The following is a 20,507-nucleotide window of genomic DNA, read 5'->3' on the forward strand; positions in this document are numbered from 1 at the left end:
AAAAATAAATACTATTCTATATATCTGTTTACATTACTGATTAAAAGAAAGATAATAAATATTTTTATCCATACTAAATTATATTAATCATTACATATCTCAAACATCATAACGACTGCTAATCCATAACTTATTATATATAATACACAAACATTTGATCCCATATTCTACGTACCATAAACTTTATGGATTTTAAGTCAAACGTATTTTCATATATTTCTATAAACAATCTATATTTGACAATCAATCGCACATACAACAATCCATAATAAATAGTAACAATTTTAAATAATTAAAATGTGTTTAAACAATTAATTTGCCAATTCTCAATAGATTTTAAGTGCATATAATCAAAGATAAAATATATCAATTTTATTTTCTTTAATACAAAACATGATTTTTATTAAATTAAAATTAATTATATACTCGATTCAAATTAAATGCATACATAAAAAACTATTTTATAGCAAGATTGAATTCTTCACTTAACATAAATATTTAACAATCTAAAATTTGTTAAATATTTATACATTAAATTTAATAAACACTCATTAAAAATTTTTATTAAATTTTAACGAACTATTACTATATCTTTCTATACTTAGATTAATATAATTTAATTAATACTAAATTTGTAAAAAATAAAATAAAACTATAACGTCTATTTGTTAATACTTTATTTTAATATTTGTTAATTTATCAGATACACCATTAACTAAAATAAAACTATATGGTAATTAGTTCAAAATTAAATAATAATTAATACTCAATCTATACAACACCAAAAATAATAACGATTCATATACCATGTATATAATACAAATTTAAATAATCTAAAATAGAAATAATACAAATATTTACTTTCATACATTTATAATTTATTATTTTGATATATTTATGTTTATCAAAACAATTATACTATCAAAAACCACAAAATATAATTGCTTGCCATAAGAACACATAAAAAATTATATTGAATAAACAGTTTTACTATCTTTACAATAATTGTAATTTGACATTTTAAAAAAAGATAGTAATACTAAGATAATGCACATTCATATCTTTTATAAAATAGATACGTAATCATATTAAGATAAAACTGAATATTCTGTCTACTTAATCATTTAATAGTATTTAAACAGTTATTGAGAATGTTTAATATACTTGAAAATATTTTCATCAAACCGTTAATATATAGTCTTAATAAATAACTGGAAAAATCAAATAATGGAATTTCAAAAAATTCATATAGAGTGTTTAAATATTCCGGTACGTTACCATGCTAATCCTGCAGAAGTTTTTAACCAATTATGCAATAACCGTAATTCGACATTATTATTAGAATCATCAGAAATTAATAAGAAACATAATATAGAAAGCATGATGATCATTGACAGCGCATTACGTATTACCGCTTATGGAGCAAATGTCACTATAGAAGCTCTCACTAAAAATGGTGCAAGTCTACTTCCATTACTAGGAAAAACTTTCCCAACACAAGTAAAGATTAATAAAACTGTTGACAAAATCAAATTAATATTTCCTTCAATACAAACAATGCTTGATGAAGATGCACGTTTGCAATCAATTTCAATATTTGATTGTTTACGATCATTATTAATGATAGCACAACCACTGGAACATATTCCTAAAGCCATATTTTTAGGCGGTCTATTTTCTTATGATTTAATATCTTGCTTTGAGTATTTTCCTAAACTAATTAATACTTATAAATGCCCAGACTACTGTTTCTACTTAGCTGAAACATTATTAATTTTTGATCATCAACAACACACTGCTTTATTACAAAGTACTTTATTTAGTTCAAACACTTTAGAAAAAAATAGATTAGAAACCAGAATGAACCAATTAAAAACCCAACTAAATCAAACACCTCAAACTATCCCATATCAAAAAATACATAATATGACACTACGTTGTAGTCCAAATGATGAAAAATATAAAAAAATTATACGTAAAATAAAGCGAGCTATACGTCAAGGAGAAATTTTACAAGCTGTCCCCTCACGACGTTTTTTCCTTCCATGTCCTTCACCATTAGCAGCATACCATATATTAAAAACTAACAACCCCAGCCCTTATATGTTTTTTATGCAAGACATAATATTTACACTTTTTGGAGCTTCTCCAGAAAGTTCTTTAAAATATAATGCAGATACTCGACAAATTGAAATCTATCCCATTGCCGGAACACGAGCTAGAACTTATCATATTGACGGATCATTAGATACAGATGCAGATAACCGCATAGAATTAGAAATGCGTTTAAACCATAAAGAACTATCCGAGCATTTAATGTTAGTAGATTTAGCAAGAAATGATCTAGCACGTGTCTGCAAAGCAGGTAGTCGGTATGTAGCTGATTTGTTAAGAGTAGATAGATATTCTTTTGTTATGCATTTAGTGTCTAGAGTAGTAGGAGAATTGCGCCATGATCTTGATGTATTACATGCCTATCGGGCATGCATGAATATGGGTACATTAACTGGAGCTCCTAAAATTCGAGCTATGCAACTTATCTACGAAATTGAAGGCGCACGGCGTAATACTTATGGTGGTGCTATTGGATATTTAACTGGTTCTGGAAGTTTAGATACATGCATTATTATACGATCAGCTTATGTTACAAATCAAATAGCTACAGTACAAGCAGGAGCTGGTGTAGTGATTGACTCCATACCTCAATCGGAAGCAGACGAAAGTCGTAACAAAGCACGGGCTGTTTTACGCGCAATTGCTACAGCACATGCTTCTGAGGAGTTATTTTAATAATGAGCAACATAGTATTATTAGATAACATTGACTCGTTCACATATAATTTAGTAGATCAGTTACGCACCGATGGACATAGGGTAATAGTGTATACTAATAAATTACCAATGTCAATAATCACAAATACTCTGTTGAATATGATAGACCCAATTTTGATATTATCACCAGGTCCTGGATCCCCCAGTCAAGCTGGGTGCATGACGCAGTTAATAAAAAAATTAATCAGACAAATTCCTATAATTGGAATTTGTCTGGGATATCAAGCTATCGTAGAACTTTATGGAGGACGTGTATCTCAATCAAAAAAGATTTTCCATGGCAAATCCTCTTTAATATACCATGACAATTTAGCTATGTTTTATAATATACCAAACCCTTTTTTAGTAGGACGATACCACTCACTAATAGGCAATTATATACCAAATAATTTAAAAATTAACGCCTATTACAATAAGCATATAGCAATGGCAGTACGTAATGATTCTGATCGAATTTGTGGATTTCAATTTCATCCTGAATCTATCTTAACCACTCATGGTACACAACTTATTAAACAAACTATTATATGGGCACAATGTTTATCGCAAGGAAAAAAATAATATGCAAGATATCCTAGAAACTTTATATCAAGGCAAAAAAATCAATCAAGAACAAAGTGAAAAACTATTTTATGACATAATAAAAGAAAAATTATCTTCTATACAAATAGCATCTGCACTTATTAGCATGAAAACACGTGGGGAAACATCCGAAGAAATTATGGGCGCTGTAAATATATTATTAACTCATGCTAAACCTTTTCCACGTCCAAATAACTTGTTTGCAGATATCACAGGCACTGGAGGAGATCATAGTAATACTATTAATATTTCTACAGCAAGCGCTATTGTTGCTTCAACTTGTGGCGCAAAAATTATTAAACACGGCAATTGCAGTATATCCAGTCTAACAGGATCAATAGATTTTTTAGAAAAATATAATTTATACATAAAAACCGACGTGCAACAAGCACGCAAAAATTTTGACACATTAGGTATATGTTTTTTATATGCTCCTCAATACTACGAAGTATTATCTCGTATAATGCCTATACGCAAACAATTAAAAACCCCCACTATATTCAATATAGTAGGACCATTAATTAATCCATCTAAGCCCTCATTGACATTGATTGGTGTATATAAAAAAGAATTATTATCACCTATGATTCAAGTATTACAACTACTTAAATATGATCACGCAATAGTAGTGCATTGCGGAGGAATAGATGAAGTAGGATTACATGCCCCTACTCATATAGCAGAACTACACAATAATATAGTAAACTATTATATTTTAACAGCGTCAGATTTTGGATTAAACCCCTACCCAATAGAAGCACTATGCTGTCACTCAAAAAACCAAGCTCACGAATACATGATTAATTTACTAAAAGGAAAAGGAAAACCTGCGCATTCAGCCGTAATAGCAGCTAATGTAGCTTTATTATTAAAATTATTTGGATATAGTAATTTACGTGATAACACACAGCTAGCTTTAGATAAAATACACCATGGTATTCCTTATACTTGTTTGTTATCTTTATCAAAAAATAGGATGTAAAACCATGCAACACACAATACTTGATGAAATTTTATTATATAAAACAATATGGATCACTGAACAAAAAAAACAACACCCGTTACATATTTTAAAAAATAAGATACAAGTAAGCAATCGTGATTTTTATAATGCTGTATCTAATAAAAAACAAACAGTATTTATATTAGAATGTAAAAAAGCATCACCTTCTAAAGGTATTATCTGTAATAATTTTAATCCTATCCAAATAGCCCAGACCTATAAAAAATATTCTTCAGTTATTTCAGTATTAACTGATGACAAATACTTTCACGGAAATTTTGAGACTTTACACCAAGTAAGTAACATCGTAAAACAACCAATATTATGTAAAGACTTTTTTATTTCAGAATGGCAAATCTATTTTGCCCGACTACATCAAGCTGATGCCATTTTATTAATGCTATCCATTTTGGATGATGAAACTTATAAAAAATTGGTTAAAATAATCCATACGTTACATATGGGGGTATTAACAGAAATAGTAAACGAAAATGAATTAAAACGTGCCAAATATTTAGGAGCTAAAGTTATTGGTATAAATAATCGCAATCTACATGATCTTTCCGTTGATCTAAATCGTACTATCACGCTCAGTAAATATATACCCAACACAATAACAGTAATTAGCGAATCCGGTATTAATAGTTATTGTCAAATCAGAAAACTTAGACAATATGTCAATGGATTTTTAATCGGAACAATATTGATGTCTCAACCACATATCGATACAGCGGTTAAAAAATTAATTTTAGGCGAAAACAAAATATGTGGACTCACGCGAGTTAGTGATGCTTATATTACTAATAAACTAGGAGCAATATATGGAGGATTAATTTTTGTTTCCACTTCACCTCGCTATATAAATATCATTACCGCTCAACATATTGTTTCTAGCGTAAAAAATTTAAGTTATGTTGGTGTATTTCGTAACGCTACTATTTCTTATATTATCAATACAGTAAACATATTAAATCTATCAGCAGTACAACTACATGGAACAGAGGATCAGGATTATATTAATACTTTAAGAAAACAACTACCAATTACATGTCATATATGGAAAAGCATTAATATGAATCGCAGACTTTTATTACCATGTAATATACTAAATGTAGATCGCTATTTAATGGATAATGGAGGAGGTAGTGGACAAACTTTTGATTGGTCACTTCTTTCTAATATGCAATTAGAAAAAGTAATTTTAGCAGGAGGATTAACAATAAATAATTGTACAGAAGCAGCACGTATAGGTTGTTTAGGTTTAGACTTCAATTCCGGAGTTGAAATTAGACCAGGCATCAAAAATCATAAGAAACTTATAAAAATATTTCAAATACTAAACTCGTATTAAACAATCAATACATTTAAAATAATTACAGGAACCAAATATAATTAATATGATAAAATTACAATCCTATTTTGGTGAATTTGGAGGTATGTATGTACCACAGATTCTAATGCCAGCTCTTACTCAATTAGAAGAAGCATTTATATCAGCTCAAAATGATCCTGATTTTCAAAAAGAAATTAAATATCTTTTAAATCATTATGCTGGTAGGCCCACTCCTTTAACATTATGTAGAAACTTAACAAAAGGAACTCGTGCTAAACTATATTTAAAACGTGAAGATTTATTACATGGAGGATCTCATAAAACTAATCAAGTACTAGGACAAGCTTTATTAGCTAAACGTATGTGCAAAAAAGAAATAATTGCTGAAACTGGTGCCGGACAACATGGAGTTGCTGTCTCTATTGCAGCATCTCTTTTAGGATTAAAGTGTCGTATTTATATGGGATCTAAAGATATAAAACGTCAAGAGCTCAATGTTTTAAGAATGCAATTCATGGGGACACAAGTAATCCCGGTACATCATGGATCCGGAACCTTAAAAGATGCTTGTAATGAAGCTATGCGGGAATGGTCTAAAACTTATGAATACACTCATTATATGCTTGGTACAGCTGCTGGCCCTCATCCTTTTCCCACAATTGTTAGAGAATTTCAACGTATTATTGGAACAGAAACACACAAACAAATACAAATATATGAACAACGTTTACCAGACGCAATTATTGCTTGCGTAGGAGGAGGGTCTAATGCTATCGGAATATTTTCTGATTTTATTGATATACCATCAGTACAATTATTAGGTGTAGAAGCCGGGGGCTTAGGAATAAGCACTGAATATCATGGTGCTGCTCTACAACACGGAAAAATAGGAATTTATTTCGGTATGAAAACCTCAATCCTACAGTCTTCAGATGGACAAGTAAAAAATTCCTATTCTGTTTCTGCTGGTCTCGATTTCCCATCTGTTGGACCAGAACACGTTTATCTAAAACACATTGGTCGAGTGCAATATGTATCTGTTAGTGATATAGAAGCCATAGAAGCTTTTCAACAATTATCTGCTCACGAAGGAATTATTCCAGCTTTGGAATCTGCTCACGCTTTAGCATATGCGCTAAAAATAATTAAAAAACAACCAAATAAAATACAAATTTTAGTAGTTAATTTATCTGGACGTGGAGATAAAGATATTCATACAGTTAACAATGTATTAGCAGAACAAAGAGAGACATAAAATGGATCGTTATCAAAAATTATTTACACGCTTACATCAAAATAAATCAGGAGCATTTGTCCCTTTTATTACTATAGGAGATCCTAATGCTGTTTCTTTTATGCATATTATAGATTCTTTAATTTCATCAGGTTCTGATGCATTAGAACTAGGCATACCATTTTCTGATCCTATATCAGATGGACCTATGATACAGAAAAGCATAGCACGAGCCTTCAAATCAGGTATAAATTTTTCACGTTGTTTTATCATATTACAAAATATTCGTAACAAATATCCAAATATACCTATCGGGTTATTAATCTATGCAAATTTAATTTTTAAAAATGGAATAAACAATTTCTATTCACATTGCTCAGAACTAGATATAGATTCTGTGCTAATTCCTGATCTGCCTATAGAAGAAAGCCTGCCATTTTATAAAGCTGCCATACAACATAATATAGCGCATATCTTCATTTGCCCGCCTAATGCTACTGAAGAATTAATATATAAAATTACAAGACAAGGATGCGGATATATCTATTTATTATCCCGTCCCGGAGTCACTGGGGTTGAAATTAACAACAACGTAATTAACACTACTGTTTTACATAATTTAATTCAATATATTCAAAAACAAGAAAAAAAAATACCTATTTTACAAGGTTTTGGTATACATCAACCACTACAAGCTCAAGAATCAGTATCATTAGGAACCTCTGGAATTATTTCTGGGTCTGAAATTGCAAGAATTATTGAAGAAAATATATCTAATCTAGAATTAACACTAGAACAATTAAAAAAACTAGTACATCTGATGAAAACGTCTATGCGCAAAATCAACGCTTAACATTAATCTAAACATGTTATTACATATTACATATAATTATTAATGTAATATAATAACAACAACGTAAAACCTGCATATACGAAACATGAAGTATTAAAATAAAAATATTCAATTTATTATAAACTATTAATGCTACTAAGAATTATAAAATAACTTAATCATATCTCATTAATTTCATTTTAAAAAATATGATTTTTTATTTTCAAAAAATGTTTTTGGAGAAAAATTATAGAAACTATGATAATTAAATTATCTCGAGATGTATTACATTTTATTCATAATTATTGCACTAATATCATAATATTAATATTGATTACAACATTAATTCAAATTTGTTTAGACTATGTTTTATTCCCAGAACAAGAAGCGCTGACATTCATGAATAATTTTATTGGAATAGGATTACGTAACGTAATCAGAGAATTATCAGTAGATCAGCAATACGTTTTATTTAGAGTGTCTGCTGCTAATAGTATTTCTAAAATATTAAGTAGTACCTTTTTATCTGGAAGTATCCTAACTATGCTCCATCTAATATCTACCGCTAATAAAAGTAATCAACATTTAAACATAGGAAACGTTATTACATCAGCAATGTTAATATTTCCAAAATTCTTATTATTAATTTTCTGCACTACATTACTTGTGCAATTAGGACTTATGATAGCAATTATTCCGGGTATTATATTGGCTATTATTATAAGTCTAACTCCGGTTATAGCCATTACTGACAATCTACCCATTATAAAATCTGTATGTCTTAGTATAAAAATCAGTTCTCGTAATTTTCATTTAATTACACCACCAATATTACTATGGTTTTTTATTAAAACAATGTTGATGCTAATTTTATTCCATCATTACAATTATTGGATATTTATTACTAAAATTTTAGTAAACAGCCTTAGTAATACATTATCTGTAATCATTTTAATATATCTATATCGTTTATATATGATCGTTCAGGACACATAAATTATCATGTGTATAAAATATTTAATATCATTAATTTTTAATTTAAAAACCCATCCCATATAGGGTGGTCTGTACATTAATTTAATTCAGATCATTATTTTATTCTATATAAAATATATTAGTAATTACTAACTATTTAACTATTAAAATGTTTAATTACTAAAATTTTTACTAGAATTTAAACAAAATTTAAAAGTAATAATTAAATCTTTTTTTGGTTTATTATCCTCATATACCCAGCGACGCATGGCCGATCTAATACTTTCTTCAAACATGCCAACAGGAGTAGCTGACAATATACGTATACCATCAACTTTACCTTTAATACTAACATTATATTGTACAATTACTACTCCTTCTATACCTAATATTTTTGCTTTATTAGGATATTCAGGATATATACGATTGACTACACAAGAAGATATATCACTTTGATTATGATTTATTTTAAAAGAAGACATAGATTTTTCTGTAACTTCTGAAATATTTATATTATTTTTCTTAACTACAGGAAAATTGTCATTAGAATTTAATATATTTTTAGAATTATTTGCGACCTGCTGCTGTTCGGGGTGAATTATAGTTTTTGAGTTTAGATGATTATGATTTTTTTTTAGTAATCTTAATGACTGATTTTCTTCCAATGAATCATGTAGCTCCGGATCAGGTTGCAGAAGCGACAGTGTAAATATGTTAGATTTTTCTATACAAACAGACTTATTGACAACATGAGAAAACTGATACAATAGTATATTCATTATAAACATATGTATTGTACACGATAAAAAAACACAAAAACAAATTGATGCATGTAATTTATACCAAATACGTCGATAATTATTTATAATTAAATTTTTTAAAAACCTATATTGCATTATGTAAGTTAAATAATGTATTATTTTATACAAGAAATTAATCTTCTATCATGCTCCTTAATACTTTTAAAAAATTTTTTGTTACTCCATGTATACAACACATTTATATTTTGTATGTTTCTTTTGCTATATACGTTAAAATAATAATACATGTATGTCAGTATTCAGTTCAAATTCACTTAAATATGTATCACTTATTTATACGATTATCCTCATTATACTCATATATATATTAAGCATGTTTTAAATTTACATATTTTATATATATAAAATATTTTTTAACAACACTCTTTCACATGCATTGAATAATAAATATATTTTTCTACTAAAAATATTAATAAAATTAACCACAACTAATTAAAATCAAAATATTTTAATTCAACACATATATTAAGTTTTATATTTTAACTATATACTAATTTAACATCAAATAATAAATAAATTTTAGTTAAAGATGAGCAATAATTGCTAATTTTGCAATGACGGATACCTATTTATTTAATAGACAAAAATTTTATGTAATTATTGTATGTTTATGATTTATAAAAACGTAACATAATCAATATTATTGATATAAATTTATTAATATTTAACCAGTATGGTTTACTAATTAAAATTTTGATTATTATAAATATGTAGACCTCTTATATAATTGTAAAATTTGTCACAAAATAAATATCCAATAATAATCAAACAACCTTTTGTTAAAAATATTCCACAATATTCTAAATAGGATTTATTATAATCATGATCGCGATATATACTATTTTTAATTGTATTTTTTTATGCAGTTATTGGTTATTAATCGCGTTAGTTACATTTCGAGTTTTAATAAAACGTCGAGCAGTTCCATCATCTATGGCATGGTTACTGGTAATTTACATTTTACCTGTAATAGGCATAATTACATATCTGCTATTTGGAGAATCTAATCTTGGTAAACAACGATCTACTAGAAGTAAAATAGCATGGTTATCTACTGTACGTCGCATACAAATATTAAAAACCTACAAACATATTTTTTCAACTGAACACAGCACGATTGCCTCATCATTATTTAAGCTTTGCGAACATCGTCAAGGAATAGGTGCTCTAAAAGGTAATCGAATACAATTATTTAAAAAAACTAACGATGCTATTACTTCCTTAATTAAAGACATTGAATTAGCCCAACACAGTATTGATATGATATTTTACATTTGGGAATCCGGAGGATTAGTAGATCATGTTATTAAAAATTTAATTATAGCAGCTCACAGAGGCATCCAATGTCGTATTATATTAGATTCTGCTGGATGTGCTAATTTTTTTAATAGTTCGTATCCTAATATAATGCGACAAGCTGGAATTAATGTAGTAGAAGCGTTACATGTCAATTTACTACGTATCTTTTTGCGACGCATGGACTTACGACAACATCGAAAAATGATATTAATTGATGAACGTATTGCCTATGCTGGCAGTATGAATATGGTAGATCCACAGTTATTTAAAAAAAATATAGGAATTGGACAATGGATTGATATTATGGTTAGAATTGACGGGCCTGCAACTTCAATGATGAGTATAATATTTTCTTCCGATTGGGAAATTGAAACAGGACAACATATATTATTACCAGTATTATTAAACACTCGCATAGTAGCAGCTAACGAATTAATGCCAACAGGACACACCATTCAAATTATTCCTTCTGGACCGGGATGTCCAGAAGGAATAATTCATCAAATATTACTAATATCATTATATGAAGCTCGTAAAAAGCTTGTAATTACTACTCCATATTTAGTACCTAGCGATGACTTATTGCATGCGATTTGTACAGCAGCACAGCGAGGAGTAGAAGTACATATCATTATTCCGAAACACAACGATTCTTTACTAGTAAGTTGGGCTAGTAGAGCATTTTTTAGTGAATTATTGAATGCTGGTGTTTTAATACATCAATTCCACAGTGGATTATTGCATGTAAAAAGCGTACTAGTTGATCAACAATTAAGTCTAATAGGTACCGTAAATTTAGACGCACGAAGCCTGTGGCTAAATTTTGAAATTACTTTAATCATTGATAGCCAAGAATTTAGTGATGAACTCGAAAAAACACAACAAAACTATATTTCTCATTCTAAAGTAATTGATCCTCAAAAATGGGCTAATCGTCCTTACTGGGAACGAGTCATTGAGCGTTTATTTTATTTCCTAAGTCCTTTATTATAGAAAATTTTAATTTGCAATATAAATAATAATATCATTCAACTTAATTTAAATCCACCGATATAAATACTGATAATAACATTTAATATAATGTATATTACTTTACCAAACATCCCTCAATAATTATAACTAATTTACACAGATAAAAAATATTTATACACTATACATAAAAATTTGTCCCCTTCAATACCATTAATTTAACATTTGTGCTTAACTTCATAATTAAATTACAAAAAATTTAACCATTAAATACACATACCACAACCAAACAAAACGTATAATATATATTATTATCGCTATAAATAATCACAGCACAAATCATAATAAAAAATATATATTAAATATAAAATAAAAAATTAATGAAATCAAAAAAATCTAGCATCCACATTATATCCATTTTCAATTTAATATTATAATATCTTTAATATAACAAAGATATATATTTTTAAAACAAGATATAACATATATAAATATATATATAAATATATGCATAAAACTAAATAACTTTTTATCCATTTTAATAAACATATTTTATTGGATGAAGATGGTAATTAAAATTTTTCCAAAAAATGCTTACGACATACTGAAGTATAACGATTATTACCGCCAATTAATTTTTGATCACCATCTCGTATTACTAAACCTTGATCATCAATTCTAAGAACTCTATTAGCTTTACGTCCACAATAGCAAATAGTTTTTAGTTCAATTAATTTATCCGCCCATGCTAATAACCACAAACTCCCTGGAAATAAATCAGCTTTAAAATCAGTACGTAAACCATAGCACAATACCGGAATATTTAATATATCTACTATTTTTCCTAAATCAGTCACCTGATCACGATTAAGAAAATGACACTCATCTACTAATACACAATGTATTGTGTCATCTTGATACATAGCTGCTATTTGACCAAAAAAATTAGTTTTGACATTAAATATTCTAGCAGAAGCAATTAATCCAACACGTGATTTAATTTTTGCATACCTACGATTTTTACAATTCATTTCAGCAGTATATAGAACAGTACGCATGCCTCGTTCCCGATAATTATAAGAAGACTGCAATAATGCGGTAGTTTTCCCAGCATTCATTGCAGAATAATAAAAATATAATTGCGCCATAAATTAAAATCCTATCTAGTCACAGTATTAAATACTATCCACATAACATAATTCTACTGTGTCAAAATTAAATTTATTAAATTAATTTACCTATAAAATTTATAAATAAAAATATTATATATATTAATTTTAATTTTCTATCTAATACAAATACTCTATATCCTAAAAAGATTTTATGCCTCTAATAAAAATAATTTCAAAATTAATAGACAACTTTTATTTATATTTAAAATTTTTATAAAAAAAATAATCATTTAAATTAAATAATTAGATAATATTAAAATAATTTTACAAAAAATATATCAATTTATTTAATGTAATTAATAAAATAATTTTAGTAAAATATTACATGTCACAATACCTTACTTCTATTTATGACTCTATATATAATTATCTATTGATACAAAATTTAATAGAATTATTTATAAATTAAGACACCCTAGGTATTGCAGAAAATAAATTAGCGCTCTATCCTTATCAATAGATTTGTTATTTATAATATTTGAGATTAAATCAATGAATGACACATTAAAAATTCTTAATAATATACGCACGTTACGAGCGCAAGCTAGAGAATATACTCTTGAAACATTAGAAGAAATGCTAGAAAAATTAGAAATAGTTGTTAATGAGCGACGAGAAGAAAATAATCAAGCCCAAGCTGAAATAGAAAAACATGCTCAAAAATTACAACAATACCGCGATATGCTTATAGCTGATGGAATAGATCCCAACGAACTATTGCAAAATTTAAGTACTACTAAATTATTCCATAAAAATAAACGTGCCACTCGTCCAGCAAAATATCAGTATACCAATAAAGAGGGTGAAATTAAAACCTGGACTGGACAAGGGCGCACACCTTCAATTATTAAGCAAGCTATCGATGAAAAACAGAAAAAGTTAGAAGATTTTTTACTATAATTAATAGTACTGTTACATTTTATATTTAATATAAAATCAAAGGGCTTGCTATGGTACTACTAAGCTCTTTGTTTTATATAAATGCGAATACACACAATATACATAATTATTTTACAGAAAATAATATCTAATAATTAGATTAGTAAATAACATTATACATTATTTTATATATACATATTTAAAATATTATTAAACACATCCTAAAAAATTGTTATTATTTTCAACTCAATAATTGAAATATTAATCTAATAAACTTTTAAATTATTAATAATATTATTCTAATAATGATGAATATTTATTATTTCTTAACAGATTTATCCTTATATTAAGCTATTATAATATTCTAACTGAATACATATATAAATACATCTACATTTTAATATTATCAGTAAACGTCATGATATATTTACGCCTACACTATCAGTTATAACTTTATAATTTTTATTATTAAATAGATTTATATTGTGTAAAAATATAAATCCTGAATAAATTAAATATCAATCATATCAACATCAATTGTAGCTTTGGTAATAATAATAATAATTTTTAAACAATAAAAATACTACTACAAATATAGTTATTAAAATAAATTATAATTATTATTCCTTTTATTACTTTGTTTTAGACATGTAATAAAATAAAAACAATGCATGGAATTTTATTAAAGAGTGATACTATTCATGATGCAACAACTATTTTTATCAGTCACATTAGTATGTACGCTATATAATGCATGAAATTACATAGAAATCTAAATAACTAACTATTATACAAACATTCGCCATATTAATTTACAGTAAAATCATAAATTAATAATACATAATTTATGGTTACTAAAATAATCATTATGTCTATCTACAGTTATCAAATTAATTAAAAATCACCTACATATAATTAATACGTAAACAAAAAATTAAAAACACAATCATTCGTTAAAGTAATAATACAACAATTTCATCACAATATATAAATATTATTTATAAACTAAATACATTTGCTAAATACAACAATTCTTTTTTAATTAGTTTCGATTATTGCATTATACAGAAACATTTATATATAATGTCCAAGTATCTTTTAGATACAAACTGTTACTTTAAAAATAAAATACTATATACTAAAATCAATTTAAAATTAATCAATATAATCAATAATTATCTGTTATGTATTCTATATAAGCTCATGAAATTTATTTATTGATTATAATGAAGTGCCCACAATAATGAATAAATCAACCATACATTATGCTTATAATACGTATAAACAATTTACAGGTTAATATTATATGAAATTTGTTTCGTTTAATATAAACGGATTACGCGCTCGTATGCATCAGTTAACTGAAATCATCTTGCAGTTGCAACCTGACGTCATCGGTCTACAAGAAACTAGAGTACATGATGATTTTTTCCCCATAAAAGAGATTTTAAAATATGGTTATCACGTATACTATTACGGACAAAAAAAATATTATGGTGTCGCATTACTTCTTCGTCAGATACCACTAACCGTGACCCGAGGTCTTATTAACGATGATCATTCATCTCAAAAACGAATAATCATGGCTGATATTATGACATCAATAGGCATATTAACTATTATCAATGGTTATTTCCCTCAAGGAGAAAATAAAAATCATACTGAAAAATTTATGTATAAAAAATTTTTTTACAAAAATTTTCAAGACTATATAGAACACACGTACCATAATGATTCATTATTACTAATTATGGGTGATATGAATATCAGCCCTACAGATTTTGATATTGGTATTGGTGAAAAAAACAAAAAAAATTGGATTTCGTCAGGACGATGTTCTTTCTTACCAGAAGAAAGGACATGGATAAACAATTTAATAAATTGGGGATTAATAGATATTTATAGAAATATGCATCCTCATAAAAACGAGCGTTACTCTTGGTTTAGCTATAAATCTAATGGATTTAATAGAAATAGTGGTTTACGTATCGATTTAATATTAGTAACTTGTTCTTTAGAAAATCGTTGTAAACATAGTGATATAAGTTATAGTATTCGCGGTATGAGTAAACCTTCTGATCATGCTCCAGTATGGGCAGATTTTAATATTTAATTCATATTTTTAATAAGATAAAAGCTATATATTTAATCTTCATGATTTATCGAAAAATAATATGCCGTTGGTTTTTATAAACTACAAGTATATGTATCTATAAAATACCTGATATAATTTCATGGTGATTAATAAATTGTTCATTGGATCATCATATAATGTCTTTAATAATTAGAGAGTTCATGCAACACACATGGCAAACAATTCGTAAAATAATTAAATATAGTGTACGTACACTATATTTAATACGAACGATAATAATAAATATATTTTTTATAGTTTTAATAATCATCGCTATAGGAACATATTTAAACTTAAGGAATAATTCTACTAAATCGCCATCAAAAAACACTGCTTTAATTTTAGACATTTCTGGTACCGTTGTTGATAAACCGGTAACATCAAATAATAAACTTCACAAACTCAGCCAACATTTATTAAATACAAATCAATCAAATGCTAAAGAAAACTCATTGTTTGATATTATTAATATAATACGTCAGGCTAAAAATGATCCTAACATAACCGGATTAATATTATCATTAAAGAACTTTTATGGAAGTAATCAAACATCGTTAGAATATATTGGAAAGGCTTTAAATGAATTCAAGAATTCTGGTAAATCGATTTATTCCATTTCTGATTATTATAACCAATCGCAGTATTTTCTAGCTAGCTACGCAAATAAAATTTATCTTACACCCCATGGTTTCATAGATTTACGAGGCATCTCTACCAACAGATTATATTATAAATCACTATTAGATAATTTAAAAATTAATACTCATGTTTTTAGAGTAGGCGCATATAAATCTGCTGTTGAACCATTTATTCAAGACCAAATGTCTGATCATGTACGACACGAAGAAAAAAAGTTAATCAATCATTTGTGGAATCAATATTTAAAAACAATATCCATTAATCGTAAGATGACAATTCAAGAAATTTTTCCAGAAACTAATAAAATGTTAAATGAATTACATCAAATACAAGGCGATACTGCAGCTTATGCTCTTAGAAATAAATGGATAGATAAAATTGCTTCTCACTGTGTTATAGAAGACACAATGCAAAAAATATTTGGATCTAATAAGCAAGGCACTTCATTCAATGCAATTAGCATGTATGATTATAATCTTATAGAGCCGATAAAACAAAATAATCAAATAGCAATAATTTGTGTTAATGGACCAATTGTAGATGGGTCCGATATACCAGGTTCAATTGGCGGTGATACTATAGCTCATAAAATTAGAAGCGCCCGATTTAATCCTAAAGTAAAAGCAGTAATACTTCGTGTAAATAGTCCTGGAGGAAGCGTAAGTGCTTCTGAATTAATTAGATCAGAATTGACATCTGTCAGAGACTCCGGTAAACCAGTAGTTGTTTCTATGGGAGGAATAGCAGCATCTGGTGGGTATTGGATATCAACTCCAGCCAATGCTATTATTGCAAGCAATAATACTATTACAGGCTCTATAGGAATATTTGGTATCATTAATACATTTGAAAAATCTCTAGATGCTATCGGTATTCACAATGATGGAGTGAGTACATCTCCTATTTCGAACATTTCGATAACTACATCTCTACCTGCTGAATATATAAATATGATGCAACTTTATGTAAATAATAGCTATCATTATTTTGTTAACACAGTAGCTGCATCCCGTTATAAAACTATAGAAGATATTCATAAAATCGCTCAAGGGCACGTATGGCTTGGATATGATGCAGTAAAAAATGGACTAATTGATAATATAGGAGATTTAGATGACGCAATAAATAAAGCTGTTAAATTAGCTTGTTTAACAGAATATCAACTCAATTGGTATGAAGATAAAACAAATTGGATAGATATTCTATTACAACAAACTAATAAAATTATTCATAATATAACTATACATTGTTTAAATCATTATCTTTTATTAACTAATATCAACGAAAAATTAAAAATTCATAATTCTAATGTCTTAAATTTTATATGGAATGACCCCAAAAATTGTTATGCTCTTTATTTAGATCATTTAACACAATTATAATAATATATTAAAGCTTCATTTAACTATATAAAAGTATTAAATTATATTTGTGCGTATAGCCACATCAGATAATAAATATGCTTGATATTAATTTCCATAAAAAGTAGAATGTGCGATATTTTCGTTTCTATATTTTATTATCACATAGTGATTCACTATTATCACTAATTAAACACATATACTCTGTTTAATGTTACGATAGCATGTAATTAATTAACATTAACATACGAAATATCAAAATATCAAAACATACTTTATATTTTAAATTATTAATTTATATATCACAGATTATATATATATTATAACTGAATTTTATTAATAAAAATAACTACAATTACTTACACAGGAGTATATAATACATGGCTATTAAAATAGGCATTAATGGATTTGGAAGAATTGGTCGTGTTATCTTCAGAGTTGCACAAGAACGAAAAGACGCAGATATTGTTGCTATTAACGATTTATTAGATATTGAGCATATCGCATATATGCTGAAGTATGATTCAACTCATGGACGGTTTAAAGGTACAATCAATATACATAACGATCATTTAATTATTAACAATAAAGTTATACACTATACTTCACAAAAAGATCCAAGAAATTTATATTGGAAAGATTTTGATGTCGATGTTGTCACCGAGTCTACAGGAATTTTCTTAACTCAAGAACAAGCTCATGGACACATATCTTCTGGAGCTCATAAAGTAGTACTAACAGCTCCAGCAAAAGATGATACCCCAATGTTTGTTATGGGCGTAAATAATCACCTCTATAACGGAGAAAAAATTGTATCTAATGCATCTTGTACTACTAATTGTTTAGCTCCATTAGCCAAAGTTATTAATGATAACTTTGGAATTATTGAAGGCATAATGACTACTGTTCATGCTACCACTGCTACCCAAAAAACTGTCGATTCTCCAATATATAATGATTGGAGAACTGGACGCGGTGCTTATCAAAACATCATTCCATCTTCTACTGGGGCAGCACAAGCATTAGGAAAAGTTATTAAAGAATTAGATGGTAAGTTAACTGGAATGTCATTCCGTGTTCCCATCCCAAATGTTTCTGTTGTCGACTTTACTGTTCGATTGGAAAAACCAACCTCTTATGAAAATATTTGTACAGTTATTAAGCATGCTTCTTATGAAAATTTAAAAGGAATTATGGGGTATACCGATGAAAAAGTAGTATCCAGCGACTTTAATGGAGAAAAATTAACTTCTATATTCGATGCGCAATCCAGCATGTTGTTAAATAAGAACTTCGCTAAATTAATATCTTGGTACGATAACGAAACAGGTTATTCTGATAAAGTGATTGATTTAAGCATATATATCACAAAGCATAAATAATAATACAAATCAAATAAAAATATTAATATATTGGATAAATACTTAAAGCCATGTAAAATAATTCCGCTATAATTTATATAGGGAAGTTGTTTAATTAAATTCATAAAAACAGCCTCCCTATATACAAATATTAAAATTTAATTTGAGAATTAAATTTTAATATTTGTACCATCATGTATAATTTGACAATTTTAGAAGATTTTAATATATATATATGTAATTTGCACACACAAGTAGAACAATAGTTAATACACAACAAATTAATTATATAATAAATATTTTTATTCTATTTTAAACAATTACACATTGAACCAAAAATATTTTAAATTTAGGTAATTATTTATGTTGTATTTTATACATATTTGTTCCAAAAGTAGAAAATTCTGGGGTTTTCTAATTTTTACCATTATTAGTTTAGAATTAATAGCCCTATATTTGCAGCATATTATTTTGATTAAACCTTGCGTATTATGTATCTATCAAAGATGTGCTCTATGTGGCATAGGAATTGCTGGATTCATTGCAATAGCCGCTCCTTCATATACTCCTTTACGATTATTTGCTATATCAATTTGGACATACAGCGCTTATAAAGGATTATTACTAGCTAAAAAATATATTAATATTCAATTATACCCTTCCCCGTTTTTTACGTGTGATTTATTCGTCAAATTTCCCAATTGGTTACCTATCAATAAATGGTGGCCCGCTATATTTGACGCTAACGGTAATTGCTCTGAATATAAATGGTATTTTTTATCTCTAGAAATTTCTCAATGGATGCTTATAATTTTTTCTATCTATTTAATAATAGCATTACTTGTGAGTATATCACAAATCGTCAATTTTTTGAAACATAATGCTAAATAAAATTTATACATACAATCAAATTACTATATTGTAAATACATAGTTTTCATTTATTAAAATACGCACATTAATTACAATTGACTTTTATATATATAAATTCTATCTCGATTAATGTATGTATATAACTAATAAGTGACACAAAAGTTATTTTAAACACATATTTGTATCGCAGAATAATATTTACAACAGAAA

General features: G+C 27.3%; 15 protein-coding genes. 13 read left to right on the plus strand and 2 right to left on the minus strand.

Annotation, left to right across the window (positions count from 1 at the left end):
* Positions 1–1,227 precede the first annotated feature (1,227 nt).
* From Bsans602_RS02200 to Bsans602_RS02230, 7 genes are all read left to right on the plus strand, one after another.
* A complete protein-coding gene (locus tag Bsans602_RS02200) occupies positions 1,228–2,790 on the plus strand; it encodes an anthranilate synthase component 1 (RefSeq protein WP_500836902.1) in 1,563 nt (520 codons plus the stop codon).
* A 2-nt stretch (positions 2,791–2,792) separates the two neighbouring features.
* Positions 2,793–3,392, plus strand: a complete 600-nt coding sequence (locus tag Bsans602_RS02205) for an aminodeoxychorismate/anthranilate synthase component II (RefSeq protein WP_500836903.1) — start codon at positions 2,793–2,795, stop codon at positions 3,390–3,392.
* A gap of 1 nt (position 3,393) precedes the next feature.
* Positions 3,394–4,395: an anthranilate phosphoribosyltransferase gene (gene trpD / locus Bsans602_RS02210; RefSeq protein ID WP_500836904.1), complete on the plus strand. Its 1,002-nt coding sequence runs from the start codon at positions 3,394–3,396 to the stop codon at positions 4,393–4,395.
* A gap of 4 nt (positions 4,396–4,399) precedes the next feature.
* A complete protein-coding gene (gene trpCF, locus Bsans602_RS02215) occupies positions 4,400–5,767 on the plus strand; it encodes a bifunctional indole-3-glycerol-phosphate synthase TrpC/phosphoribosylanthranilate isomerase TrpF (RefSeq protein ID WP_500836905.1) in 1,368 nt (455 codons plus the stop codon).
* 46 nt (positions 5,768–5,813) lie between these two features.
* Complete coding sequence (gene trpB, locus Bsans602_RS02220) at positions 5,814–7,004, plus strand: tryptophan synthase subunit beta (RefSeq protein ID WP_500836906.1); 1,191 nt, start codon at positions 5,814–5,816, stop codon at positions 7,002–7,004.
* 1 nt (position 7,005) lies between these two features.
* A complete protein-coding gene (gene trpA, locus Bsans602_RS02225; protein WP_500836907.1) occupies positions 7,006–7,836 on the plus strand; it encodes a tryptophan synthase subunit alpha in 831 nt (276 codons plus the stop codon).
* Between the two features lie 237 nt (positions 7,837–8,073).
* Positions 8,074–8,811 carry a YciC family protein gene (locus Bsans602_RS02230; RefSeq protein WP_500836908.1) on the plus strand — a complete coding sequence of 246 codons (738 nt, stop codon included), beginning with the start codon at positions 8,074–8,076 and terminating at the stop codon, positions 8,809–8,811.
* A 152-nt stretch (positions 8,812–8,963) separates the two neighbouring features.
* On the opposite strand, the gene Bsans602_RS02235 is transcribed toward Bsans602_RS02230, so the two are convergent.
* A complete protein-coding gene (locus Bsans602_RS02235; RefSeq protein WP_500836909.1) occupies positions 8,964–9,569 on the minus strand; it encodes a TonB family protein in 606 nt (201 codons plus the stop codon).
* Positions 9,570–10,433: 864 nt separating this feature from the next.
* Here Bsans602_RS02235 and cls point away from each other — a divergent pair.
* Positions 10,434–11,903, plus strand: a complete 1,470-nt coding sequence (gene cls / locus Bsans602_RS02240) for a cardiolipin synthase (RefSeq protein WP_500836910.1) — start codon at positions 10,434–10,436, stop codon at positions 11,901–11,903.
* Positions 11,904–12,451: 548 nt separating this feature from the next.
* On the opposite strand, the gene Bsans602_RS02245 is transcribed toward cls, so the two are convergent.
* Complete coding sequence (locus Bsans602_RS02245) at positions 12,452–13,027, minus strand: thymidine kinase (RefSeq protein WP_500836911.1); 576 nt, start codon at positions 13,025–13,027, stop codon at positions 12,452–12,454.
* Between the two features lie 516 nt (positions 13,028–13,543).
* Here Bsans602_RS02245 and hns point away from each other — a divergent pair.
* From hns to dsbB, 5 genes are all read left to right on the plus strand, one after another.
* Positions 13,544–13,951, plus strand: a complete 408-nt coding sequence (gene hns, locus Bsans602_RS02250) for a histone-like nucleoid-structuring protein H-NS (protein ID WP_500836912.1) — start codon at positions 13,544–13,546, stop codon at positions 13,949–13,951.
* Between the two features lie 1,285 nt (positions 13,952–15,236).
* Positions 15,237–16,043 (plus strand): exodeoxyribonuclease III, encoded by an 807-nt coding sequence (xthA, locus tag Bsans602_RS02255; protein WP_500836913.1) that lies wholly within the window; start codon positions 15,237–15,239, stop codon positions 16,041–16,043.
* Between the two features lie 182 nt (positions 16,044–16,225).
* Positions 16,226–18,085 (plus strand): signal peptide peptidase SppA, encoded by a 1,860-nt coding sequence (sppA, locus tag Bsans602_RS02260; RefSeq protein ID WP_500836914.1) that lies wholly within the window; start codon positions 16,226–16,228, stop codon positions 18,083–18,085.
* 359 nt (positions 18,086–18,444) lie between these two features.
* Entirely contained in the window at positions 18,445–19,446 is a 1,002-nt protein-coding gene (gene gap, locus Bsans602_RS02265; protein ID WP_500836915.1) for a type I glyceraldehyde-3-phosphate dehydrogenase, read from the plus strand.
* Positions 19,447–19,788: 342 nt separating this feature from the next.
* The gene (gene dsbB, locus Bsans602_RS02270; protein ID WP_500836916.1) at positions 19,789–20,316 is read left to right on the plus strand and encodes a disulfide bond formation protein DsbB; all 528 of its coding nucleotides are present in this window, start codon (positions 19,789–19,791) and stop codon (positions 20,314–20,316) included.
* The last annotated feature ends 191 nt before the right edge of the window (positions 20,317–20,507 follow it).

The organism is Candidatus Blochmannia sansabeanus (nom. nud.) (assembly GCF_059935345.1).

Coding starts and splice junctions, on each gene's coding strand:
- Bsans602_RS02200 (WP_500836902.1), top strand. CDS start 1,228: ATGGAATTTCAAAAAATTCATATAGAGTGTTTAAATATTCCGGTACGT.
- Bsans602_RS02205 (WP_500836903.1), top strand. CDS start 2,793: ATGAGCAACATAGTATTATTAGATAACATTGACTCGTTCACATATAAT.
- trpD (WP_500836904.1), top strand. CDS start 3,394: ATGCAAGATATCCTAGAAACTTTATATCAAGGCAAAAAAATCAATCAA.
- trpCF (WP_500836905.1), top strand. CDS start 4,400: ATGCAACACACAATACTTGATGAAATTTTATTATATAAAACAATATGG.
- trpB (WP_500836906.1), top strand. CDS start 5,814: ATGATAAAATTACAATCCTATTTTGGTGAATTTGGAGGTATGTATGTA.
- trpA (WP_500836907.1), top strand. CDS start 7,006: ATGGATCGTTATCAAAAATTATTTACACGCTTACATCAAAATAAATCA.
- Bsans602_RS02230 (WP_500836908.1), top strand. CDS start 8,074: ATGATAATTAAATTATCTCGAGATGTATTACATTTTATTCATAATTAT.
- Bsans602_RS02235 (WP_500836909.1), bottom strand. CDS start 9,569: ATGAATATACTATTGTATCAGTTTTCTCATGTTGTCAATAAGTCTGTT.
- cls (WP_500836910.1), top strand. CDS start 10,434: ATGATCGCGATATATACTATTTTTAATTGTATTTTTTTATGCAGTTAT.
- Bsans602_RS02245 (WP_500836911.1), bottom strand. CDS start 13,027: ATGGCGCAATTATATTTTTATTATTCTGCAATGAATGCTGGGAAAACT.
- hns (WP_500836912.1), top strand. CDS start 13,544: ATGAATGACACATTAAAAATTCTTAATAATATACGCACGTTACGAGCG.
- xthA (WP_500836913.1), top strand. CDS start 15,237: ATGAAATTTGTTTCGTTTAATATAAACGGATTACGCGCTCGTATGCAT.
- sppA (WP_500836914.1), top strand. CDS start 16,226: ATGCAACACACATGGCAAACAATTCGTAAAATAATTAAATATAGTGTA.
- gap (WP_500836915.1), top strand. CDS start 18,445: ATGGCTATTAAAATAGGCATTAATGGATTTGGAAGAATTGGTCGTGTT.
- dsbB (WP_500836916.1), top strand. CDS start 19,789: ATGTTGTATTTTATACATATTTGTTCCAAAAGTAGAAAATTCTGGGGT.